This is a genomic window from Auritidibacter sp. NML100628, from assembly GCF_003185985.1.
In the GTDB taxonomy this organism is placed as follows: domain Bacteria; phylum Actinomycetota; class Actinomycetes; order Actinomycetales; family Micrococcaceae; genus Auritidibacter; species Auritidibacter ignavus.
Map to the genome: position 1 here is coordinate 36,889 of NZ_QHLP01000017.1, position 22,135 is coordinate 59,023.

Genomic DNA, 22,135 nt, shown 5'->3' on the forward strand with positions numbered 1-22,135 from the left:
TGGCCGTCCGGTAGAATGGCGAGAGTGCTTCTCCGCCTGCTCAGTCGCTACGCCAAACCCTACGGGTGGCATCTGTTGATCGTGGTGATCGCGCAGGTGATGGCCACGATGGCGACACTGGCACTGCCGCGACTGAATGCTGACATTATCGATCACGGAATTGCCACCGGGGATACCGGATATATCGGTTCCACCGGGTTGGTGATGCTCGGGGTGGCGGGCCTTCAGGTGGTCTGTGAGGTCGCGGCCACATTCTTCGCAGCACGGGCGACGATGGGGATCGGCCGGGATCTGCGGGCCGATCTCTTTCAGCAGGTCACCGACCTGTCGGTACATCAGGTCCAACAGTTCGGTCCCGGCACCTTGCTCACCCGGACCACCAACGATGTCGAACAGGTGCAGTCGCTGGCCTTGGTGGTGGCCTCCACGGTGTTATTGTCCCCGATTATGCTGGTCGGCGGGCTGGTGATGGCCATGGAACAAGACGTGGTGCTCTCCGCCGTGGTGTGGGTGGCAGTCCCGGTGTTGTTGCTGTTCGTCTGGTTACTCTTCGCGCGGGTGATGCCGTTATTCCAGGCCATGCAAGACAGCATTGACGGGGTGAATACCGTGCTGCGCGAGCAGATCGCTGGCATCCGCGTGGTGCGAGCCTTTGTGCGGGAGGCCGAGCAGACCCGACGGTTTGATCGGGCGAACCGGAAACTGACTGCGATCAGCCTGGGCATTGGTCGCTGGATGGTGCTGATGGGCCCGGTGATCGCCATGATCCTGCAGGCAGCGATAGTCGCGGTGCTGTATTTCGGCGGGCACCGGGTGGCGGCCGGGGAAGTGCAGGTCGGTGGCGTTGCCGCGCTGATGCAGTATCTGACGCTGATCCTCATGGCGGTGATGATGGGCGTGTTCGTGTTCATGATGATCCCGCGGGCGGCGGTGGCAGCCCGGCGCATCCAGGAGGTGCTGACTACCGAACCGGAGTTGGTTTCCCCGCACCGGCAGATGGCACAACCGGCCTCGGCGGAGCTGGTGTTTGATCACGTGCAGGTCCAGCTACCCGGGGCTGAGGCACCCATCGTGGATGAGGTCAGTTTCCGGATTCCGCCGGGGACTACCACAGCGATCATCGGTTCCACCGGGTCAGGGAAGACCACACTGGTGAAGCTGATGAGCCGGCTGATTGATCCCACCGCGGGGGTGGTCCGGCTCGGTGGGGTGGATCTGCGCGAGCTGTCGCGACAGACGGTATCGGATCTGGTGGGGCTGGCCCCACAAACCGCGACCTTGTTTTCCGGAACCGTGGGCTCGAATCTACGGTTCGCCGCCCCGCAAGCCACCGACGAGCAGTTGCGCGAGGCTTTGGAGATCGCCCAGTGCTGGGACTTTCTGCCTCAAGAGCTAGCGGAGTCCCTGGAGTACCCGATCAGCCAGGGTGGGGCGAATCTGTCCGGCGGGCAACGTCAGCGGCTCAGCATCGCTCGCGCGCTGGTTGGTGGGCGGCAGATCTACGTGTTTGACGATGCGCTCTCGGCCCTGGACGCCAGCACCGAGGCGGCGGTGCGTGCCGGTCTGGCTCGGCTGCAGCGGGACAGTGGGGCCAGTGTGGTGATGGTGGCACAGCGCGTTTCGGCGATCACCGAGGCGGATCAGATCCTGGTCATCGATCAGGGGCGGATCGTCGGGATCGGCACGCATGCCGAACTGAGCGAAACGAATGCGGTCTACCGGCAGATTATCGACTCGCAGCAGGTGACCTCATGACAGAGCAGACGGCCCAGACAGAGCAGTCAGCGCAGCCAGCACAGAACACCCCGGGATTTTTTGCCACCAGCGGGCGGGTGCTCGGACTCTTTGGTCCCCACTGGCGGCTGATGCTGGTGGTTCCGGTGCTCGCGGTGGTCTCGGTGGCCGCCGCGGTGGCGGCCCCGCTGATGCTCGGGGCAGCGATGGACGTGATTTTTTCCGGCGCGGTGGAGACCGACTACACCGCCGGGACCGGCATCGACTTCGGCCAGTTGAATCGCTACGCGTTGCTGGCCTTGGCGCTCTATGGCGTGGCCCAGGGATTTGAGTATCTGCAGGGACTGGTGGTCAACCGCGTGTCGGTGCAGGTGGTGTACCGGTTGCGCCAGCGGATCGAGGCTCAGCTGAACCGGGTGCCACTGGCCTGGGTGGATGGCCGGGCGCGCGGGGATCTACTCTCACGCACCACCAACGATGTGGATAACCTGCACGGGGCGATCCAAGGTGGTATGGTCTCGCTGATCAACGGGCTGATGACTCTGATCGGGATCGCGGTGATGATGTTGGCGCTGGACTGGCAGCTGGCCCTGGTCGCCCTGGGGATCCTGCCTGCCGGAGCGATCGTGGTGGTGCTGGTCGGGGCCCGGTCACATCGGAAATTCACCGAACAGTGGGCGGTGACCGGTGAGGTGAACGCGCGTGTGGAAGAAACCGTCAGCTCCTATCCGGTGGTGGTCGCCTTCGGGCGGGCGCAATGGGTGCGCGACCAGTTCCGCGAAGACAATCAGCGCCTGTATGCTGCCTCGGCTCAGGCAGAGTTTTATTCAGGGCTGATCTACCCGCTGATGGAGTGGATCACCCAGCTGGCCTATGTGGGCCTGGCGGTGCTGGGTGCGCTGAAGGTCGCCGGCGGGTCGATGACCTTAGGCGGGGTGACTGCCTTCATCCAGTACTCCCGACAGTTCTCCCAACCGGTCAGCGAGGTGGCCTCCACCTCGAATATGGTGATCTCCGCGGTGGTCTCGGCCGGGCGGATCTTCGAGTTCTTGGATGCCGAGCCCGAAGCCGATCCCGCCATTGACAACACGGAACCAGACGCCACCTCGGGTCGGGGTGCGGTGCGTTTTGAGGACGTGAGCTTTTCCTATACCGACGAGCCACTGATTCGCGAGATCAACCTGGATGTGGCGCCCGGGGAGATGGTCGCCATTGTCGGTCCCACCGGGGCCGGTAAGACCACATTGGTGAATCTGCTGATGCGGTTCTACGAGCTGGATGCCGGTCGGATCACCCTCGATGGCGAGGACATTTCGAAGATCTCCCGGGGCAAACTGCGCCGGAAGATCGGCATGGTGCTCCAAGACGGGGTGGTGCTCACCGGGACCATCGCCGAGAACCTGCGACTCGGCCGGCCCGAGGCCACCGAAGCGCAGCTGATAGCAGCCGCAAAGGCCACCCGGGTCCACGAGTTCGTGACCACGTTGCCCGAGGGGTATGACACGGAGATTTCGTTGCAGGCCGAGAACCTCTCCGTCGGCGAGTTACAGCGGTTGACCATTGCCCGAGCGTTTTTAGCCGACCCGAAGGTGCTGATTCTGGATGAAGCCACCAGCTCGGTCGATACCCGCACCGAAGAGTTGATCCAGCAGGGCATGGCCACGCTTCGAGCAGATCGGACCACCTTCGTGATCGCCCACCGGCTATCCACCATCCGACACGCCGACCATATTTTGGTCATGGACCACGGCCGGATTGTCGAACAGGGCAGACACGAGCAACTACTACGCCGTGGCGGCGCCTACGCCCGGCTGTACCACGATCAGTATGCCAGCAACGGTGCCACTCACAACACTGACAACACCGGTGACCAGTACCCCCAGTAGACTGGCAGTCATGACTGATCAGCAACAGCTTCCGCCGGGGTGGACGCAGCCGGCCGGCGCCCCGTATCCGATCCCGTCGGGCTGGCCCGGCTCCGCACCGCCCTCCCGGTTGGGCGAGCCCCGCGATCCGGTGATCCCGGACTGCCGGCCCGGCCCGTTTGTGTGGCGCGATCTGCTCGCCGTGCTGGGTTACGTGTTGCTGTTTCTGCTCGGACTCGGAGCGCTGATGCTGTTCATTCCAGGGTTTGTGTCCTTCTCGGCGTGGCTGGTGGGCACCGATCCGGTCAGCGTCGAAGACCTTGCCCGGGGCGTGTTCCCGGTTGAAATCGGTTTCGCGGTGAATCTGATCAACTACCTGATCATGACCGTGTTGGTGCTCATCGCCGCCGGCCCGACGCTACTGTCCTCGCTCCGATCCTTCCGCCGGCTGTGGCCACTGAAACTGTTGATGATTCCGGCCATCTGGTTCGGCACCATCATCATCAACCTGGTCGTGACCGTGTTGATCGGTGAGGTCCCCAGCTCGGAGAACCAGCTGGTGCTCGAGGAAATGACCACCGTGGCCCCGTTCTGGCTGATGTTTATCACTGTGGTAATTTGTGGCCCGCTGGTCGAAGAGTACATTTTCCGCCACCTGCTGATCGGTAAGCTCTCCCGCTGGGTCACGGTGTGGGTTTCGGTACCGATTTCGGTGATCACCTTCTCGCTGTTACATTTCATTGGGGCGGGCCAATTCAACATCATTGAAACCATTCCGTACGCGGTGATGGGACTGGCGTTCTCGCTGGTCTACACGCTGATGAAGTTCTCGCTGGCCTTCAGCTACGTCCAACACGCCTTCAATAACGCGGTGGCGGTCTGTCTGCTCTACCTCACCCCGGCAGAGCTGTTGGAACAAGGCCGGGAGCAGTTGGGTGCGGCATGGTGGTTCACCATCGCACCGTGGGCAGGCCTGGCTTAACGCGGTGCCTGAGGCTGAGTCCCGCCGTTCAGACCGGCCGCGGTCGGTATCTGCCCAGATTCTTTCATTGGCCGTGCCCTCACTCGGGGCACTGATCGCCGAGCCACTGTTTTTAGTCGTCGATACCGCCATGATCGGCAACCTGGGTACCAGTCAGCTGGCCGGGGTCGGCCTGGCCGCCACGGTGCTGCAGACCGTGACCGGCTTGCTCGTCTTTCTGGCCTATTCCACCACCCCGGCTGTCGCCCGTTTTCTCGGTGCCGGTGAGCTCAACCGGGCCCTGCAACGTGGTCGTGACGGTATCTGGTTGGGGTTGCTACTGGGCGTGGTGATCGCCATACCTTTGGCTCTCACTGCCCCGTGGGTGCTGAGCGCGCTGGGGGCTAGCGGGCAGACCCACGCTCACGCGGTGGAGTATCTGCAGTATTCGATGATCGGGCTTCCGGCCATGACCGCTATCCTGGCCACGGTGGGCACCCTGCGGGGACTGGCCGACGCCAAAACCCCGCTGGTGGTCGCCGGTGTAGGCTTTGCGATCAACATTGCGGTCAATTACCTGCTGATCTACGTGGTCGGACTCGGCGTGATCGGCTCCGCCTTGGGCACCTCAGTGATCCAATGGGCGATGTTCTGCATCTACCTGATGATTCTCACCACCCGCTACCGGGGAAAGGGCGGTCGCCTGTTGCCCACGCTGGCGGGGCTGAAAGACACCGCCCAGATCGGGTCGTGGTTGCTGGTGCGTTCGGCAGCACTGCGTGCCGGGATTTTGGTCACAGTACTGACCGCCACGCAACTGGGCGCCCCAGTGTTGGCCAGCCACCAGATGGTGATGACCATCTTCTCCACGCTGTCCTTCGCCCTGGACGCGCTGGCCATCGCCGCCCAGGCACTGATCGGTCAGGAACTCGGCGCCAGCCACCGCCGGGAAGTTCGGGAGCTGACCCGGACGATGATCCGCTGGTCGATGGGCTTCGGGGTGATCACCGGGCTGTTGTTGGCCGGGCTGTCTGCGGTGATCCCGCGACTGTTTAGCCAAGACCCGGTCGTGATCCAGGCCGGAGCGGCCGGGCTGATGGTGTTGGCCATCGCCCAGCCGCTGGCGGGGTATGTGTTCATCCTTGACGGCATCCTGATGGGGGCCGGGGACGCCAAATACCTCGGGATCGCCTCAGTGGTCGCCTTGGTGCTCTACCTGCCGTTCATTCTGTTTCTCGGCTGGCTGGCCGCCCAGCTCGACGACGGCTCCGGGGTCGTATCGGTGGTGTTGGTCTGGGTCGGCTTCGCCGTGGTATATCTGGGCGCTCGTGCGCTGACACTGTGGTGGCGGATTCGGGGCGAGGCCTGGATCGTGTTGGGCAGTGAGGTCGGCCCGTCGCGCTCGTCCTAGGCATCGGGGTTGGTGAGCGTCAGAAATGGTTCGGCAGCGTCCACCGGCTCATTCCGGTTGGGGACCCCCAGCCCCTGATTCACCACGGCCTCGGCATCGTGATCAACCAGCCGGTCGACGAACTGCCAGTGCACGGTCAGCTGTAGCCCTTGGGCCGCTCGCAACAGGTTGGCTGCCGGGCAAGCGTGCTCCACGTCCTGGGCGAAGGCCCGTAGCCGGTCCGCGTCGCGCACATCGGTCTGGACTAACACGGCCAAATGATAGGTGTGAAAGTGAGGTTGGACATCCCGGCCTGCCACCAGACCACCCAAATCCTGGGAGGCATAGGAGTAGGTGTGAATGCCCTGAATCGGGATCTGGTGTGTGCCGGACTTGGCCTCAATCACCACGGAAATACACCCGTTGGTGGCCCCGAGAATGTATTCCATCGGGTTAGGCGCTGCATTCTTTCCACCGGAGGCTTCCGGCTCATCAACCAGGAAACGGTACGCACCGGTGCTCACGGTTGTTTGCGCGGAACCGTGGAACACGCCGGACACCCGGTTGGATTCAGATTCGGCCACCTGGGGCTGTTCGGTGAACGTTGTCATATTCTTCCTCCCATCGATTCTGGCATTAGCACTCGAGATAGATTGCTGCGGCGTCACGGAGCCAGATCTCTCGGCCGCTCGTGATGGACATTTATATTCTGTCATACCGGTCGCGAAGGAGAAAACTGCCGGAGAACGTTTTCTTGCCTAGAATGTCTCCCGTGACTCAGACCCAACAGCAGCCTCCGTCCAAGATCAGCCCCGACACCGCCCACCTGATTTTTCGACCGTATCTGATTCGTGCCGGGGTGGCCTTAGCCTTCGGGATCTTCTCGCTGATCTACCAAGCGCCCGACCTGATGGACTCCGGCCCTGCCTGGGTTAATGTCAGCTGCGCCATCTACCTGTTTCTCACCGGGGTGGCGATGTGGGAATTCCTGCGCCAAGAACCGGTGCCGGAGGCCATGCGCTCGCCTTTGTCGATGGCTGCGGCCGCCTGGGTGCTTGGGCCGGTTGCATTAGTTGGGGCCCAACTGTTCTCCGCCGGGGTGATGGCCACCGCGATCATCCTCAGCCTGGCCTTGCTGGTTGCCGGTATCGCTCAGCTGGTGGCCGGTGGTGGATACCGCAAAGAATTTCCCCCGGCCCGCGACTGGTTGATCCCCGGAGCCGTCGATGTGCTCACGGCGGTGGCCACCGTCATCGCGATCTTCGTCGGCGCTGACTTCCACAATCTGCTCGGTATTGTGGGCTCGGCGGCCTTTATTCACGTGGTGTTTTGCAGTATTCCCGGGGTGGGGTACTACCTCGACACCCGCCGGGCTCGTCGTCGTGGGTGGAGACCGAAAGAATCCTGACCTGCAGTGCTGGTCTGTGGTGCGCCCTGTTGTTCACTCTGAGAGGTCACGTGCGGATTCTGTCAGCATGCCGTGATTAGAATAGTCAGGTGCGCCCTGGTGCCCCACGACGTGGATCATCCGGAGCGTGCAGGCATTATGTATTGTGATCATCGAGCACCCCAGGAGCGTGAGTCGTGACTACTCAGCGCGGCCCGCAACCTCCGAACGGCCCCGAGAAGAAGAAACCCCTCGGCGTTGCGGCACCCCTGATTTTCTCAGCCGTCCTCGGTTTGATCGGTGGTGTCGTGGTCACGCTGGCCTCCACCGGTGGCCTGAACAACCCCGATAGGCCCCTCCGCCTGGACCTGGGTTTGATCGCTTTCGGGGTGTTTTTCATCGTCTCCCTGCTGGTGGTCTCCTTGCTCCAGCTGGCATCACGAGACAACCCCGAACACCTTTCCGAAGGCTCCGGCATTAACCGGTCCTCGGAACAAATGCACCGTGAAGCCATGGCCAAAGCGCGGGCGAAAAAACGCGCTGAGGCCGAACGGGCCGAAGCGCAGCGCTCCCCAGCATCTCACCCGCGCGACTCAACCCCGCAGCACGCGGAGGATGCGGACCGCGAGGACCCACAGCACGGTGAGGGTCGCTCCTCCTAACGCGTTCTGTGCAACGAACGTGGTGGACATCATAGAAATGTCCCGGCATGTTCACAAAGGACTGAATCTGCCCCGGAATGTGACGGGGCGGACATCGGGTCGATGGTAGTTTGGATAGTCAAGCGAGAGATAACCGTTGTCCACCACCATGAGATCGCGGTTCATGATGAAAAAGTGTTGTAAACACATTCTGTGTGGAGCTGAGGAGCCAGATGAGCCAGAAGAAGCCTGCCGGCCACGTCATCGTTGATACGTTGGTCGCTCACGGCGTGAAACGCGTCTACAGCGTTCCAGGGGAGAGCTACCTGAACGTGCTAGACGGACTCTATGATTCACCCATTGACAATATTGTCTGTCGCCACGAGGGCGGGGCGGCCTATATGGCCGAAGCCGAGGGCAAGATGAATTCCACCCCCGGTGTGGCCATGGTGACCCGTGGTCCCGGTGCCTCGAATGCGCACGTGGGACTGCACACCGCCTGGCAGGACTCGACCCCGATGGTGCTGTTTGTTGGACTCATCCCGTTCGAACACCGCGATAAGGAAGCCTTCCAGGAATTCGATCCGCATGCCTGGTTTGACTCTGGAGCCAAGCGTGTCATGGTGCTCGACCATGCTGAGCGCGCCTCCGAGATCGTCGCCGAAGCGATGTTCGCAGCCGCCTCGGGTCGCCCCGGTCCGGTGATTGTCGGTCTGCCCGAAGATGTCATCACCCACGAGATTGACGCCCGGCTGCACCCACAGATTCCGGTGGCTGGTGGCGGTATGACCGTGGACGACTGGAAGGCACTGCACTCTGCGCTGTTGAACTCCGATAAGCCGCTATTCATCACCGGTGGGAACGACTGGAGCCACGAATCCGCTGAGGAACTAACCCGATGGCTGGAAGACCACCACATCGCCGCAGCAGCCGAATGGCGCACCGAAGGCACCATCCCCTCTGACTCACCCAGCTATGTGGGGCCAATCGGGTATGGTCGGCCCAAGCCCACCTACGATTTGCTGGAAGAAACCGACCTGATCGTCTTCGTTGGCACGGTGCCCGGTGATACTGTTACCGACGGTTTCCGGGTGCGCCAGAACTGGGAGAAAACCAACTTCCTGGTCACTATCGACCCGTCACTGCGCGGTCGTTCTGGCCCGGTGTCCTACCAGATCGTGGCGAAACCGGATCTGTTTATCCACGACCTGGTCCGCATGGACCTGGAGGTCAAGGACTCCTGGAAGACCTGGACCGCGAAGATGCGGGCCCAACAGGAAGAGTTTGCGGCGTTGCCGGAGATCACCGGTGAAGGCCCGGCCACCATGGATGAAATGATGGCCCATCTGGTTGCGGCACTTCCTGCACCCCAGGATCCAATGGTTACCTTTGGCGCCGGTGAACACACCAACTGGGCCCACCGTTACTTCCCGACCCGCTCCTATGCCTCGATGATCTCGGCCCGTAACGGCTCGATGGGCTACTCGGTGCCCTCGGGTGTGGCCGCCTCGTTGAACTACCCGGACCGTCGGATCATCACGATTGCCGGTGACGGTGAGTTCTTGATGAACGGGCAGGAACTGGCCACCGCCCGCCAGTACGGTGCCACCCCGCTGGTGATCGTAATGGATAACCAGGAGTACGGCACTATCCGCACCCACCAGGAACGCGATTACCCGGGACGTGTGTCCGGTACGCAGCTGTTCAACCCGGATTTCGCTGGCATGGCGGAAGCCTTCGGTGGGTTCGGGGTCAAGGTCACCCACAACGCGGAGATTCCGGCCGCTCTCGAGCGTGCGCTGAAAGCTGTGGACGAAGACGGCACCTTCGCGCTGATCCACCTGGTCGTCGAGCAACGCCGGAAGGCGTACTAACCCGGTCGGGATGTGGCCCTGATCTGGTTCTTAGACGTTGCGGTCCTGCGCGTTGGCTTTCCCAGGTTCGTCCTGGTTCGTGTCGGCGTTCAGGGCCGCATTGCGTTTCATGGTACGACGAGCCTGGAAGATCGCCACCACAATCAGCGCCAGCGTAATCCACAGCAGATAGCGGTTGACGACCTCAACCACGGCCAGCACCTGATCTCCGAAGGTGTAGCCCAACCAGATAAACAGCCCATTGATTGCTAGCACACTGACCGCGTTAAGTACGATCATCAATCCAGCTGAGACCCGCAATAACCCCAGCAACGCGTTGATGATATTGCTCGGCACTGGTCCGGGGGTATAGCACAGGGGCACCAGTGCGCCGGTGATCCCTTTGGCCTTCGTGGACGTCATCGCCCGGTGGGCCATTTTCTTCAGCCAGGGCGTGTACTTCACCGACATGTCGATGAAATCCATGCCCCACCGTTTACCCATCCAGTAGTAGAAGGGGACAAACTTTAGTGCCCCGACCAGAGTGAATAACCAGTACATCCACCAGGGCCCTTCACCGACTGAGGCGTGGGCGCCACCAATCACCGACGAGGTGTAGCCACCCACCAATAACGTGTAGGCCACCGGCTCGGTCAACAGCCAGGCACGGAACGGGATGAGAGCAATGCCCCACACGGCCATGGCGAACAGCATGATCAGCAGGAAGATATCCACTTTGGTGGGGTGGGCCAAGAACTCGGGGAGGTTGAGATCTTCTTCGGCGGTCTTTTGTTGCGGGTGCGGATCGCGCCGATATTCTGCCCCCGGCTCGGTTTCGCCCGGTTGCCAGGCGTCGGAGTGCGGATCGGGATACGAAGTGGTCATGATCAGAGATAGCGTCCTGCCAGTCGAGTCAACGATGCCTGGATACCCTGGGCGTTGAATGCCACGGTATTCGAGAAGTAGTAGGCCATCGCCACCAAGAACGGCACCGAGGAATAGTCGAAAGATTCGGTGACCGTGGTGTAGCCAGGGTGGTGCGCATCGGCGGCAAGTTCCCAGCGCCAGGTGTGGCCAGCGGGGTGTTTCCATTCCACAATCTCTCCCGGGATTGCGGCTACTGTGGTCAACTTCATGGTGTAGTCGATGCCGAACTTGTGCATGGCGACTTTAAACGTATCGCCGATCGTCAGCCGGTGCGGTCCGGAGACTTTGGGCTTGACCGTGTCAGAGCCGTCGATCTCGTGGTGGCGGTGGGGGTCGGCCAGAATCTCCCAGAGTTCCTCCGGGCTGGCCTTGACGTTGACGCGGTAGGAGATGACCTTCGGGCCAGCGTCGACCGCCGTTGGCCACCCAGCCTGGGGTGCGGTTTGTGGCAGCCCGGTGTCGGGGTTGATCGGACGGGATGAGGAATCGTTCATCACAGGGCACCTTTCGGATGATGGTTGCGTGTCATACTGTACGCGAAAATGCCGATCCGGTGCCGTATCCACAGCCAGATCTCGCAGCCCGATCCGCAGTAATACTGCCCCGGATTTTCGCAGGTGGGGCTTGCGGGTCTACCATGTATTGAACGCTGTTCAGTGAACGGTGTTTTAAACCCTCAGGTGTCCCGCCTGCGGATGATTTCTCATCGACCGTTGGAAGAATTCACATCATGGCTGAAACCACCACCCCTGACGATGCGCGCACACCTCAACACGAGGCGAGAACCTCTCGCTTTCGAGGCGGTGTCTCGGCCCGCGCGCTGGCACAAATAGCGGTGTTTGCCGCGCTCATCGGAGCCTTCGGACTCGTTGGCAGCATCAATATTGCCGGCGGTGTGCCCATTACGCTACAAACCTTGGGGGTGATGCTGGCCGGTTCCGTGCTGGGACCCTGGCGCGGACTCGGTGCGGTGGCGCTGCTGGAACTGGCCGTAACACTGGGACTGCCCCTGCTGGCTGGTGGTCGTGGTGGTATCGGCGTGTTCGCCACCCCGACGGTGGGCTACTTGATCGGCTGGTTGGCCGGTGTTGTCGTCATCGGCCTGATCGTCCACGGCGCGAGCTCATGGCGTACCGGGTTGCGCATTACCTGGTGGAAAGTGGCACTGGGCAGCATCGTCGGCGGTATTTTGGTGATTTATGCTTTTGGTATCCCGGGGCAGGCGTTGATGACCGGGCTGAGCATGCTGGAGACCGCCTATACCTCACTGGTCTTCTTGCCCGGTGACCTCACCAAGGTGGTGCTGACCGTGCTGATCACCATGGGGCTGTGGCGCGCCTACCCGAAGGCCTTCCGCGCCTGAGGCCGAGGAGGGAATAACCACCTTGAGCATCTGGGCAAAATCACTGCGCATCTGGTTCCGCTCCGGCACCGTGTCCGCGGTGGTGACGCCCAGTTGTTCGGCCTGCAATCGCTGTTGGGAGACCACGGCCGCACCTAAGATCAGTGACACCAGCGTGTCGGTCAGCAACTCGGGGTCTGGTTCCTGGTCCATTTCTCTGGCCTGGCGTAAGCTACGCCGAAGCCGGTTGCCTCCGGTTCCCAGTGCAATCACCGAGCTGACGAGTTCTGCGGCATCGCGGGTGGCGAGCAATCCCTGGTACAGCGTCAGGGCGCGGTGGCTCAATGAATCGGTGTTACGAATCTTCATGCCAGCCAAAATCTCATCGGCCATCAGTGCCAGCAACGACTGTTTATCTTTGACATGCCAGTACAATGCCGAGGGCCGCACCCCCAGCGTGGTGGCCACCCGGCGCATCGAGACATCGGCTAGCCCGTGGGTGCGCAGGATCTCCAGTCCGCACCGGATGAGATCGTCCACCACGATAGGGACCGATGTTTTCCGAGAGACCATGGGAATATCATAACGATGACGATTGCCTTCGATCAGTTGTGCGTCAGGGTTGATGCACCCGGTGAATCCTCCGGCCAAGCACAACTTCTGACCGATATCACCGCCGAACTCGACGCACCTCGAATCGCCATTATTGGCGAGAACGGTTCGGGTAAATCCACCCTGGCCCGCGTGCTGGCCGGCCTGCTGGGGTATACCTCCGGTGCCGCCACGGTGAATGGACACCTGGTCTCCCAGGGGCCTGGGAAAGCAAAAATGGCTCCGGGGTTGCGTGGCAGGATCGGGATGATCTTCCCGCAGGCAGCCGCTCAGGTGGTCATGCCCACGGTGGAAGAAGACATCGCGCTCTCATTGCGTGGCTCCGGGCTGTCCAAAGACGAGATGACCGTCCGCGTGCAGGCGGCCATGGAAGCGCATCACCTCACCGAGCTGGCCGATCGGCCGTGCCTGTCTCTGTCGTCGGGACAACTGCAACGCTTGGCGCTGTGCTCGGTACTGATTACCGAGCCACAGCTGGTGATCGCCGATGAGCCGACCTCGATGCTGGACACCCGCCACGCCTTGTTAGTCCGACGCAGACTATTGCACCTGCCGAGAGAAACCCAGCTGGTGTTGGTCACCCACGACCTGGACTTTGCCACCGCCTGCGACGACTGCTTGTGGATCCATCAGGGGCGTCTGCGCGAACACGGTCACCCCCGTACGGTGGTGGAAAACTACCTGGACTTTATTCATTCCGAGATCGACCAGGAACGAATATGATTTCGCTCTATATCCCCGGAAACTCGCTGGTACACCGAGCCCCGGCCGGGCTGAAACTGCTCGTGCTGGCCCTGACTGCTCTGGTGTTGTTTCTGATTCCACCCTCCTATCCGGCGGCCGTAGTTTTCGTGCTCCTGCCGATTCTGGGGTATCTGGTGGCTCAACTTCCGCTGCGATTGCTGGTGACCGACCTGTTGCGACTCTCTTTTCTGCTGGTCTTTCTGGTGGTCACCCAGCTGATCTTTCTGGACCCCGTCCAAGCTGCCACCAATACCGCACGACTCATCTCGATCATCCTGCTCGCCCAGGTGCTGACCCGCACCACCGAGATTTCGGGCATTGTGGCCACGACCGAAAAACTCTTCGGGCCCCTGCGCCGGTTCGGGGCGAATCCGGAGAAGATTGGGTTGGCGCTGGGGCTGATGCTCAACTCGGTGGGAACCCTCTCGGCGGTCATCAACCAGGTCAGAGAAGCCCAACGCGCCCGGGGTGTGCGCATCGCGCCGTGGTCGTGGGTGGTGCCCGTTTTGGTCCTGAGCTTGAAACACGCCGATGATCTGGGGGATGCGCTCACCGCCCGTGGCCTGGACTAACCCGTCTGCTCAACGAGGTCCTGGAATCCACCCCCGCTGTTGTGTTGTGATGAGAAAAGCAGTACCCCGGTAGAGAAAGGATGGCTCGGAGATGACACAACAACGTGTCACGATCCCCCAGACAGACTTGGACGTTTTTCCACTGAACCTGGGGACTAATACGTTCGGCTGGACCGCAGATGAACCCACCGCCCACCGGATCTTGGACGCCTACTGTGATGCCGGGGGTAACTTTTTAGACACCGCCGACACCTACCCCCATTGGGCGCCGAATGCTGTGGGAGGTGAATCCGAGGCCGTGATTGGGTCCTGGCTGGCTCGCCAGCCTCGTGACCGCGTTGTGGTGGCCACCAAAGTCCGCGATTTTCCGCAGGCACCACAGACCTTGGACTATCTTCAGTCGCAGGTGAAGGAGTCCCTACGCCGTCTCCAGACTGACTACATCGATCTGTACTACGGGCACTTCGACAACACTGAGGTGCCGATTGCCGATCAAGCTCGGGCCTTTGACGAGCTCGTCACCGCCGGGCACATTCGCTATATCGGTCTGTCGAATTATTCGCCCGATCGGATGCGGGAGTGGTTCCGCGTGGCCCGAAAGGAGAATTTGGCGTTGCCGGTGGCGATCCAACCGCACTACAACCTGGTTCGTCGTGCCGACTATGAAAACACCTACCGGGCCGTGGCCGAAGAGAATAATCTCGCGGTGTTCCCCTACTTCGGTTTGGCAGCAGGGTTCTTGACCGGGAAGTATCGCACCGAGGCTGACTTAGAGACCGAACGAAAGAACCACGTCTCCGAGTACTTCAACGCTGACGGTCTGCGTGTGGTGGACCAGCTCGTCGAGGTTGCGCAGCACCACCAGGTCCAACCGGCCTCCGTAGCGCTGGCGTGGCTGTTGGCCCGTGGAGTCACGGCCCCGATTGCCTCAGCCCGCACGGTCGAACAGCTCCCGGCCTTGCTGGAAGCCACCACGCTACAACTCAGCGACGAAGAAGTCCGGTTGCTGACTGAGGCCTCCGAGATCTTCGCCTGATCACCGTCACTGACGCTGAGCGACGAAGTCCTCAGCTTTCTTGATGTACCACTCCAGGGTGTCGGCATCGCTGGCGGTGGCCTTATTGACGGTATCGGGTGAAGCACCTTGGAAGAGTCGTTTCACCGGAACCTCCAAGAGCTTGCCGGTCTTGGTGGTGGGTACTGCCGGGGCTTCGATGATCTCGTCCGGGACATAGCGCGGAGAAATCCGGGTGCGAATGGCCGTGACGATATCCTGTTTGAGCTCCTCGGTCACAGAGGTGCCCGGGATGGGCACCACAAATAGTGGCATATAGTAGTCGCCACCGGACAGCTCGGCACCGATCACCATGGATGCTGCGACGCCGTCAACCCCGTCGACCACCTGGGTGATGTCAGCCGAGCCCATCCGGATGCCACCACGGTTGATGGTGGAGTCAGACCGGCCGTGAATGATGAAGCCGTTGCCAGCAGTCTCGCCGGTTGCGCTGAGTGTTTCGCCCCCGGAGAGTTCGGTGGCCCAGTCCCCGTGACGCCACAGGCCATCGAAGACGTCGAAATAGGCGGAGTGATAGCGTTGGCCATCCGGGTCGTTCCAGAAGTAGATGGGCATGGACGGCATGGGCTGGGCGACGACGAGTTCGCCGACCTCGTCAAAGACGCGCTGGCCTTGGGGATTGACGACGCGGGCATCAACCCCCAGATAGGCACCCATCAACACACCGCGACGTACCGGCCGATACGGGTTAGTGCCGACAAAGGCCGAGCACATATCGGTGCCACCTGAGTCCGAACCCAGTCGCAGGTCGGGATTAATCGCCTGATACACCCATTCCCAGGTGGTGTCGGGCAACGGGGAGCCGGTGACCATCATGGTCTTGATGCTGGAGAGATCCATCTGACGGTTGGGGAAGATCCCGGCACGTTCGGCCAGTGAGAGCAGGGCGGCGCCGGTGCCGAAGAACGTGACGCGGTGTTTGGCCAGGATCTCGAAGGTTTTGGCGGGTCCGCCGGCGGTGGGGGAGCCGTCGTAGGTGATGATGGTTGCCCCGGACATTAGCATCGCCAGCAACAGGTTCCACACCATCCAGGTGGTGGCCACCGCGTAATAGCTGCGATCATCGGGTCCCAACCCGGCGTGGATGCCACCGAGCTTGTAGAACTCGATGGTCATTCCGCCGTGCGAGTGAACGATGCCTTTGGGCTTGCCGGTGGTGCCGGACGAATAGAGCACCCACAGCGGGTGGCCAAAGGGTACTTGCTCGTATACCGCCTCGTGGGTTTCAGCAATGACCTGGGAGTACCGGGTGGAGGTGATTGAGCCCAGATCGGGTAACTCGTCGCCCAGCTCCACCCCGGCAGCGGTGAGGTGCTCATCGGCGCAGTAGCGGTCAATCAGCAGGTGATGTTCCACGGTAGGAAGCACCTCGAGCAAGGCGGGAATGGTCGGGCGCAGATCGCGGTAGGTGCCGTTGAACTCGAACCCTTCGGCGGTGATCAGCACCTTCGGCTCAATCTGCGCGAAACGGTCGGCCACACCGTGGGCGGAGAAGTCCGTATTGACCACTGACCAGATGGCACCCACCGAGGCCGTGGCCAGCATGGCCACTATGGTCTGTGGCAGATTCGGTAGTACCGCCGAGACCGCGTCCCCGGGTTGTACCCCGACTGCACGCAGATAGTGGGCCAGTGCAGCAACCTGGTCGTGGAATTGTTGCCAGGTGAGTGTTTCGGTGCCGCTGAGCTCGTGTTCACCGATGATGGCTTCGGCCTCGGGGTGCGTGGCAACATGGCGGAGCATGTTTTCGGCGAAGTTCAGACGAGCATCCGGGAACCAGCGCGTGTGCTGCATCTCCTCGCCCTCGTAAACCGTCTCGGAGCCGGCCGAGGCGATCACATCGGAGAAGTCCCAGACTTCGCGCCAGAAGTCGGCCAGGTGATCCACCGACCACCGGTGCAAGTCCGCGTAGTTTGCCAGAGTCACCCCATATTTGTCCTCGATCCGCCGAGCAAAACGGGTCATCGGATGATGGGCGGTGTGTTCAGCGGTGGGCTGCCACAATACCGGGTGTGTGGTCTCAGCGGTTGATGCCATAGCCTGGGGTTCCTTCCGATGCCGACGGAGTGTTCGCCCCTTAGATTACCGCCTGTGAGACAAAACACAACACACCTCCGGTGAGGCGTAAGCCAGTTGTGGGGTGGCGGGGTGGTCCTCGTGCTGTTCGTAGAGCACACCGTCCTGTAGCACCACGGTGCGGTCCATTACCGCAAGCATCGACCGGTCGTGGGTAATAATCACCGAGGCGAGATTCAACTCGCGGGTCAGTTCGGACAGCAACGTCATGATCCGGGTGGACAGCTCGTGGTCCAGGGCCGAGGTGGGCTCATCGGCCAGGAGCACCTCGGGCTCACCCATCAGTGCCCGGGCGATATTGACACGCTGTTTCTGACCGCCGGAGAGCTGGGAGGTGTTGCGGGACCCGTAGCCGGGCAGACCAACCCGTTCCAATAGCTGTTCGGCCCGAGACCGACGGGCGTGCAGGGCCCGACCGCGCACACCGCGCAGGTGCTCGGTGATCAGTAACTGGTCCATCACGGTCAGCGAGCTCAATAAATTCGGTTGCTGGAAAATGAAACCAATGTGATTCAGTCGTACCCGGGCCCGTTCCGACGCTGAGGCGGAGGAGATGTCGTCGCCGGCGATGATCACCTCGCCGCTGGTGGGGGCGATCAATCCGGCGGCGATGGACAGCAACGTGGACTTACCAGATCCGGATTCTCCCAGCAGTCCGGTGACGTCACCGGGGTAGGCGGTGAGGTCGACGTGGTCCAGGGCGGTGATTTCGGAGTCTCCGTCGGGGAAGATCTGGGTGATCTGGTTCAGTTGCAGGGTTGGTGTCGTCAGTGTCGATGCAGTCATGGTGTCTCCTGTGTGCAGAGAGGGCAGAAGCCTGGTTGGGGTCGGTGGCTGGTGGCTAGGCTGCGGTGCCCAGGGCTTCGAGTGGGTTGACGGTGGCGACCTTGCGGGTGGCGATCAGTCCGCCGATCATGCCCAGCGCCCAGATACCGACCATCGGGCCGAATAGGGTCAGCCAGGTGAGTTCGAACGGTAGGACACCGGCTGCTAGGGCGCCGAGTCCGCCACCGGCCAGGGTGCCAATGATGACGCCGACGGCCAAAATGATGCCGGCTTGGCCCAGGGCATCTTTGAACAGATAGCTCCCGGAGGCTCCCAGGGCGCGAAGCACCGAGAGCTCGCGGGTGCGTTGCAAGGTCCAGACGGTCAGAAAGGAGACGATGACCAGAGCAGAAATCACGTAGAGGAAGCCCTGCATGCTCACCAGCGAACCCTGTTCGGATTGGTGGGCCGGAAGTGCGGAGAAAGATTCCTGGGTGGTCACTGCCAGGGTATCGGTGTTTTCGGCGGTGGTGGACCACAGGCCATCGGCCTCGTCAGGCTCGGTGCCCTGGACCAACAGCACGGTGCCCACAACGGTCTCGGCATCAGCGTGCTGATGGGTGGCGGCCGCCCAGGTGTCGGTGTCGGTCCAGACCACTGGGGAGTGTGAGTAGTACTCATCCTCGCTGATACCAGCGACCTCGACCTGTCCAGAGCCGACCGTGATGGTCTCGCCTACGCGCAACTCATGGTCATCCGCCACCGACTGGGACACCAGAGCGGTGCCGGGCCGAACGGTTTCCCCTGAGGGGATCGCGGTTCCCTCCGGCAGAGACAGTAGGGCGATCGAGGAGGTGGAGTCGGTCTCCATCGTGGTTTGGCTGGCGCCCAGACCGGCGACCTGATCTACACCGCTGGTCTCGGCCCAGTCCTCGGCCTGGCTGGCGGTGATCTGGGAATTGGCGAAGCTGGGGTCGGCGGTAGAGCCGTCTGGGTTTTGTTCTGCGGAGAACACCACCCGGTCGGCGTCCAGGGCCTGCAACGCGGAGGTGTTCTGGGCGCCGAGTCCGGCGGTGAGCCCGGTCAGCATAATCAGCAACAGGGTCATCATCGCGATCACTGCGGTGATCAGGCTGAACCTGCCTTTGGCATGGAATATTTCACGAACAGCAAGAAACATGGGGTTCCTTTCGTTGACTCACCAGCTATGCCTTCTAGTCTTCGCGTGAGGAAGAGCAGACACATCGGCTAACCGGTTGGAACCTGGCTCAACCTTTTGGTTGATGCACTCGGTGAGAAACCCGACTACGCTGACAACACGTGACCGTTGCGACACCCGAGCCCGTAGCGCATCTGACCACCGGCCATCCGGCTCCGGTGGAGTCGGTGATGCGCTGGTTGCGGGTGGTGTTGCACGTGATGTTTGCGTTTCTGCTGGTCTTCGCCACGATCCGAGCCGTGCTCTGCGAAACGCTGAGCTCTGGGATGCAGATGACGTTCAAGTGGATGTAGCTGAATCCTCTCAGTTAGCACTGTCTACTGCTGATGCTGTAGGCGCTGAGCTTTCCGAGACAGCACCTTTTATTGAAGTCAGCGAAGGGGTTCTTCTCGCTGAATCAGGGGTTGCAGTGGAGGGTGGTGAAGTTCTTCTGGGGGATGCTTACCCTAATATTTCACTTCCCTCCGGGGCTGCAGAAGGTCTCGTGAGTGATGACGGAACCGCAGTTTTCGCGGATGTCATTCCTGGACTCGACGTGATCGTTGAAGCAGGAGATGAGGGCTTAGCTCGAATTCTTACGGTCGCAGATGAAGACTATAGTGATACCTCCGAACACCGGTATTCATATGAAATTGATCTTCCGGATGGTGCAGTTCTCGAGCAGAGCGACCAGGGCACTGTTTTTGTTCTTGCTCCAACTCCGACTGCTGTGGAAAATGAACCGGTGAGTTTGGCGGACGTCCTTCCTGAGGATAACGAAGACGCAGAAGGAACCGATTGGGTTGACGGCGAAGAGATTGCTACTGAGGGCCACCAGGCGTTCGACTCAGAAACTCAGGTTGGTAGCGAAGACGTTGCTACCGAGGAAGAATTGGCAGGCGACTTCGAAGTAGTAGAAGGCTGGGAAGTAGTCGGTGCTTATCAGACCGCCTGGTCAGTGGATGCTGATGGTACGAGGCTGCCAACTCACTACGAAATCGAAGACAACACGATTACGCAGGTAGTAGATACAACAGGCGCGCAGTTCCCCGTAGTTTCTGATCCAATTCCTTTGGTAGCCGTTGGATTGCTGGCAGTCGCACGCGCATTACTTCCGATCGCCCTTCGCTCTGGCGCAAGAGCCCTGGCGACACAGACGATTAGGGCCGGAGTCAGAGCCACAACAAAAGGTGGATACCGGACCTTATCTGCATTCAAAAAGGACATTGCAGGTTCTACTCCGAAAAACAATCAGTGGCATCATATTGTCGAGCAGTCCAACATTACGAAACGGAAATGGGATCCTCGCTGGGTGCATAACCGCAATAACCTTGTGAGCATCCCCAAGCAAGTCCATCAGAAGTGTGTGAACAGTTTGAACCGTCCTGGGTTTTGTTCCGTCCTAAAATGAGAGGATAGAACTATGCCAACCAAATACCCGCAGTCGTTTAAAGATCGTGCCACGCGCATGGTGTTTGATCGGCTCGAAGATGAAGACGCGCCGAGCCGGTATGTGGTGATTCGTGAAACCGCGCCCAAGCTCAGTATCGCGACAGAGACGTTGCGTCGTTGGGTGGAACAAGCTGAAGTGGATACCGGTCAGAAGTCAGGGGTGTCCACGGATGCCCAAGCGCAAATCCGGAAGCTGAAGCGGGAGAACGCGGAGCTGTGCTGGGCCAATGAGATCCTCAAGACGGCGTCAGCTTTTTTCGCAGCGGAACTCGACCGCCCCACGACGAGATGATTGCTTACATTGACATGTTCAGGGATCGTTTCGGAGTCGAGTCCATCTGTCGTGTTTTGGGTGCGACAGACCGTGGGTTCATCACCTCAGGTGGCTATCGGGCGGCGAAAGCCCGTCCTGCCAGTGATCGTTCGCGTCGGGATGCAGCCCTGATCCCAGTGGTCAAAGAGCTGCACCAAGCCAATTATGGGGTCTATGGGGTGCGCAAAATGTGGCATGCCATGAGACGTGCTGGCTGGGACGTGGGCCGTGACCAAGTGGCTCGGCTGATGCGCCTGGCGGGACTCAGCGGTGTGGTGCGAGGACGAAAACCCCACACCACCATCGCTGCGAAGGTCCCGGATCAGCGGCCAGATTTGGTCAACCGGGACTTTGGCGTCACAGCACCCAACCGGCTGTGGGTCGCGGATATAACCTATGTGCGCACCACCAGCGGGTTTTGCTACACCGCGTTTGTCACGGATGCCTTCAGTCGTAAGATCGTGGGCTGGTCGACCCGCACGACGATGCGTACTGATGCGCTGCCCTTGGAAGCGTTAGAGCACGCGCTGCTCAGTGCTAAGGACCAAGCCCTGGATGGGTTAGTCCATCACAGCGACCGTGGCTCGCAGGGCGGATTCAACTGGTCGTCGCAACACCTTGAGGTGAGAAAGGTGTTCAAGGATGGTGACCAAGGACTGGAGCATGAAGATCAGCGAGGTCCCGGAGGGGATGCGGCGGCAGTGGCGCGCGGACCGGGCGTTGCGGCCAGCAATGCGTTCTCCGGGCAGACCGCAGCCATCGAGGGCGGTGCAGCGACAATTCTGGCGCCTGATCGCGGCCGGGGTCATGACAGCGGAGGCAGCGCTGGCGGTGGGGGTGTCGGTGCCGGTCGGACCGCGGTGGTTCCGTCACGCTGGCGGTATGCCACCGCTGACGTTGACGGAGCCAACTGGTCGTTATCTCAGTTTCGAGGAGCGAGAGGAGATCGCGATCTTGCGTGCTCAGGGACGCGGTGTCCGGTCGATCGCGCGTACCCTTGGGCGGGATCCGGGCACGATCAGTCGGGAGTTGCGCCGCAACGCTGCTACCCGCAGCGGGAAGCTGGAGTATCGCGCCACGGTGGCCCAATGGAAAGCCCAGGAGGCCGCGAAACGACCCAAGACCGCGAAGCTGGTGGCCAACCTGCGGCTTCGCGACTATGTCCAGGACAGACTCTCTGGGAAGGTCACTGGCCCGGACGGGACGCCGGTGGAAGGGCCGGTCACGC

22 protein-coding genes, 1 pseudogene and 1 riboswitch are annotated in these 22,135 nt (G+C 61.2%); of the genes and pseudogenes, 16 read left to right on the plus strand and 7 right to left on the minus strand.

What is annotated here, in order from left to right; genetic code table 11:
• Positions 1-24: 24 nt before the first annotated feature.
• The 4 genes from DCC24_RS10365 to DCC24_RS10380 all read left to right on the plus strand — a co-directional run bounded on the left by DCC24_RS10365 (position 25) and on the right by DCC24_RS10380 (position 5,971).
• Entirely contained in the window at positions 25-1,755 is a 1,731-nt protein-coding gene (locus DCC24_RS10365) for an ABC transporter ATP-binding protein (protein ID WP_110099841.1), read from the plus strand.
• Positions 1,752-3,620: an ABC transporter ATP-binding protein gene (locus DCC24_RS10370; RefSeq protein ID WP_110099842.1), complete on the plus strand. Its 1,869-nt coding sequence runs from the start codon at positions 1,752-1,754 to the stop codon at positions 3,618-3,620. The genes DCC24_RS10365 and DCC24_RS10370 overlap by 4 nt, the downstream gene beginning before the upstream one ends.
• Before the next feature lie 10 nt (positions 3,621-3,630).
• A complete protein-coding gene (locus DCC24_RS10375; RefSeq protein WP_158278491.1) occupies positions 3,631-4,581 on the plus strand; it encodes a CPBP family intramembrane glutamic endopeptidase in 951 nt (316 codons plus the stop codon).
• 67 nt (positions 4,582-4,648) lie between these two features.
• Positions 4,649-5,971: an MATE family efflux transporter gene (locus tag DCC24_RS10380; RefSeq protein WP_233242922.1), complete on the plus strand. Its 1,323-nt coding sequence runs from the start codon at positions 4,649-4,651 to the stop codon at positions 5,969-5,971.
• Here the strand turns inward: DCC24_RS10380 and DCC24_RS10385 are convergent.
• Positions 5,968-6,561, minus strand: a complete 594-nt coding sequence (locus DCC24_RS10385) for an OsmC family protein (protein WP_158278490.1) — start codon at positions 6,559-6,561, stop codon at positions 5,968-5,970. The two genes, DCC24_RS10380 and DCC24_RS10385, sit on opposite strands and share 4 nt — an antisense overlap.
• Before the next feature lie 7 nt (positions 6,562-6,568).
• Positions 6,569-6,651, minus strand: a riboswitch (SAM riboswitch).
• Positions 6,652-6,722: 71 nt separating this feature from the next.
• Between DCC24_RS10385 and DCC24_RS10390 the strand changes: the two genes are divergently transcribed.
• From DCC24_RS10390 to DCC24_RS10400, 3 genes are all read left to right on the plus strand, one after another.
• Positions 6,723-7,358, plus strand: coding sequence for a hypothetical protein (locus tag DCC24_RS10390; RefSeq protein WP_146206321.1), 636 nt, complete (start codon positions 6,723-6,725; stop codon positions 7,356-7,358).
• A 176-nt stretch (positions 7,359-7,534) separates the two neighbouring features.
• Positions 7,535-7,999, plus strand: a complete 465-nt coding sequence (locus DCC24_RS12230; protein WP_199446270.1) for a hypothetical protein — start codon at positions 7,535-7,537, stop codon at positions 7,997-7,999.
• A 212-nt stretch (positions 8,000-8,211) separates the two neighbouring features.
• The gene (locus DCC24_RS10400) at positions 8,212-9,852 is read left to right on the plus strand and encodes a thiamine pyrophosphate-dependent enzyme (RefSeq protein ID WP_110099846.1); all 1,641 of its coding nucleotides are present in this window, start codon (positions 8,212-8,214) and stop codon (positions 9,850-9,852) included.
• A gap of 30 nt (positions 9,853-9,882) precedes the next feature.
• Here the strand turns inward: DCC24_RS10400 and DCC24_RS10405 are convergent, their stop codons facing one another.
• Positions 9,883-10,716: a DedA family protein gene (locus DCC24_RS10405; RefSeq protein WP_199446271.1), complete on the minus strand. Its 834-nt coding sequence runs from the start codon at positions 10,714-10,716 to the stop codon at positions 9,883-9,885.
• Between the two features lie 2 nt (positions 10,717-10,718).
• Positions 10,719-11,252, minus strand: coding sequence for an SRPBCC family protein (locus DCC24_RS10410; protein WP_110099847.1), 534 nt, complete (start codon positions 11,250-11,252; stop codon positions 10,719-10,721).
• Positions 11,253-11,488: 236 nt separating this feature from the next.
• Between DCC24_RS10410 and DCC24_RS10415 the strand changes: the two genes are divergently transcribed.
• Positions 11,489-12,121, plus strand: a complete 633-nt coding sequence (locus DCC24_RS10415) for a biotin transporter BioY (protein WP_110099848.1) — start codon at positions 11,489-11,491, stop codon at positions 12,119-12,121.
• Here DCC24_RS10415 and DCC24_RS10420 read toward each other — a convergent pair.
• Positions 12,023-12,673 (minus strand): TetR/AcrR family transcriptional regulator, encoded by a 651-nt coding sequence (locus DCC24_RS10420; protein ID WP_110099849.1) that lies wholly within the window; start codon positions 12,671-12,673, stop codon positions 12,023-12,025. The genes DCC24_RS10415 and DCC24_RS10420 overlap by 99 nt on opposite strands.
• 15 nt (positions 12,674-12,688) lie before the next feature.
• Between DCC24_RS10420 and DCC24_RS10425 the strand changes: the two genes are divergently transcribed.
• The 3 genes from DCC24_RS10425 to DCC24_RS10435 all read left to right on the plus strand — a co-directional run bounded on the left by DCC24_RS10425 (position 12,689) and on the right by DCC24_RS10435 (position 15,064).
• A complete protein-coding gene (locus tag DCC24_RS10425; protein ID WP_110099850.1) occupies positions 12,689-13,435 on the plus strand; it encodes an energy-coupling factor ABC transporter ATP-binding protein in 747 nt (248 codons plus the stop codon).
• Positions 13,432-14,028 carry an energy-coupling factor transporter transmembrane protein EcfT gene (locus tag DCC24_RS10430; protein WP_110099851.1) on the plus strand — a complete coding sequence of 199 codons (597 nt, stop codon included), beginning with the start codon at positions 13,432-13,434 and terminating at the stop codon, positions 14,026-14,028. The genes DCC24_RS10425 and DCC24_RS10430 overlap by 4 nt, the downstream gene beginning before the upstream one ends.
• A 91-nt stretch (positions 14,029-14,119) precedes the next feature.
• Positions 14,120-15,064, plus strand: coding sequence for an aldo/keto reductase (locus tag DCC24_RS10435; RefSeq protein ID WP_110099852.1), 945 nt, complete (start codon positions 14,120-14,122; stop codon positions 15,062-15,064).
• Positions 15,065-15,070: 6 nt separating this feature from the next.
• Here the strand turns inward: DCC24_RS10435 and DCC24_RS10440 are convergent, their stop codons facing one another.
• The 3 genes from DCC24_RS10440 to DCC24_RS10450 are packed head-to-tail and all read right to left on the minus strand — an operon-like array spanning position 15,071 to position 19,124.
• Positions 15,071-17,140: an acetoacetate--CoA ligase gene (locus tag DCC24_RS10440; RefSeq protein WP_110099853.1), complete on the minus strand. Its 2,070-nt coding sequence runs from the start codon at positions 17,138-17,140 to the stop codon at positions 15,071-15,073.
• A gap of 45 nt (positions 17,141-17,185) precedes the next feature.
• The gene (locus tag DCC24_RS10445; RefSeq protein WP_110099854.1) at positions 17,186-17,965 is read right to left on the minus strand and encodes an ABC transporter ATP-binding protein; all 780 of its coding nucleotides are present in this window, start codon (positions 17,963-17,965) and stop codon (positions 17,186-17,188) included.
• A gap of 55 nt (positions 17,966-18,020) precedes the next feature.
• Positions 18,021-19,124 (minus strand): ABC transporter permease, encoded by a 1,104-nt coding sequence (locus DCC24_RS10450; RefSeq protein WP_110099855.1) that lies wholly within the window; start codon positions 19,122-19,124, stop codon positions 18,021-18,023.
• 140 nt (positions 19,125-19,264) lie between these two features.
• On the opposite strand from DCC24_RS10450, the gene DCC24_RS10455 reads away from it, so the two are divergent.
• The 5 genes and pseudogenes from DCC24_RS10455 to DCC24_RS12400 all read left to right on the plus strand — a co-directional run.
• Entirely contained in the window at positions 19,265-19,456 is a 192-nt protein-coding gene (locus tag DCC24_RS10455) for a hypothetical protein (protein WP_110099856.1), read from the plus strand.
• A complete protein-coding gene (locus tag DCC24_RS10460; RefSeq protein WP_110099857.1) occupies positions 19,447-20,553 on the plus strand; it encodes a hypothetical protein in 1,107 nt (368 codons plus the stop codon). Before DCC24_RS10455 ends, DCC24_RS10460 begins: the two co-directional genes overlap by 10 nt.
• Before the next feature lie 12 nt (positions 20,554-20,565).
• A complete protein-coding gene (locus DCC24_RS10465; protein ID WP_110099858.1) occupies positions 20,566-20,886 on the plus strand; it encodes a transposase in 321 nt (106 codons plus the stop codon).
• Positions 20,887-20,900: 14 nt separating this feature from the next.
• Positions 20,901-21,440 (plus strand): annotated as a pseudogene (locus DCC24_RS12395) (IS3 family transposase); the annotation flags it as partial.
• A 130-nt stretch (positions 21,441-21,570) separates the two neighbouring features.
• Positions 21,571-22,135: helix-turn-helix domain-containing protein (locus DCC24_RS12400; RefSeq protein WP_158524663.1), on the plus strand; the 565-nt coding region annotated here is incomplete at its 3' end.

Bases quoted from the DNA above. Each gene is read 5' to 3' on its own strand.
- DCC24_RS10370 (WP_110099842.1), top strand. From the start codon at position 1,752: ATGACAGAGCAGACGGCCCAGACAGAGCAGTCAGCGCAGCCAGCACAG.
- DCC24_RS10375 (WP_158278491.1), top strand. From the start codon at position 3,631: ATGACTGATCAGCAACAGCTTCCGCCGGGGTGGACGCAGCCGGCCGGC.
- DCC24_RS10385 (WP_158278490.1), bottom strand. From the start codon at position 6,561: ATGACAACGTTCACCGAACAGCCCCAGGTGGCCGAATCTGAATCCAAC.
- DCC24_RS10400 (WP_110099846.1), top strand. From the start codon at position 8,212: ATGAGCCAGAAGAAGCCTGCCGGCCACGTCATCGTTGATACGTTGGTC.
- DCC24_RS10405 (WP_199446271.1), bottom strand. From the start codon at position 10,716: ATGACCACTTCGTATCCCGATCCGCACTCCGACGCCTGGCAACCGGGC.
- DCC24_RS10410 (WP_110099847.1), bottom strand. From the start codon at position 11,252: ATGAACGATTCCTCATCCCGTCCGATCAACCCCGACACCGGGCTGCCA.
- DCC24_RS10415 (WP_110099848.1), top strand. From the start codon at position 11,489: ATGGCTGAAACCACCACCCCTGACGATGCGCGCACACCTCAACACGAG.
- DCC24_RS10420 (WP_110099849.1), bottom strand. From the start codon at position 12,673: ATGGTCTCTCGGAAAACATCGGTCCCTATCGTGGTGGACGATCTCATC.
- DCC24_RS10425 (WP_110099850.1), top strand. From the start codon at position 12,689: ATGACGATTGCCTTCGATCAGTTGTGCGTCAGGGTTGATGCACCCGGT.
- DCC24_RS10430 (WP_110099851.1), top strand. From the start codon at position 13,432: ATGATTTCGCTCTATATCCCCGGAAACTCGCTGGTACACCGAGCCCCG.
- DCC24_RS10435 (WP_110099852.1), top strand. From the start codon at position 14,120: ATGACACAACAACGTGTCACGATCCCCCAGACAGACTTGGACGTTTTT.
- DCC24_RS10440 (WP_110099853.1), bottom strand. From the start codon at position 17,140: ATGGCATCAACCGCTGAGACCACACACCCGGTATTGTGGCAGCCCACC.
- DCC24_RS10445 (WP_110099854.1), bottom strand. From the start codon at position 17,965: ATGACTGCATCGACACTGACGACACCAACCCTGCAACTGAACCAGATC.
- DCC24_RS10450 (WP_110099855.1), bottom strand. From the start codon at position 19,124: ATGTTTCTTGCTGTTCGTGAAATATTCCATGCCAAAGGCAGGTTCAGC.
- DCC24_RS10465 (WP_110099858.1), top strand. From the start codon at position 20,566: ATGCCAACCAAATACCCGCAGTCGTTTAAAGATCGTGCCACGCGCATG.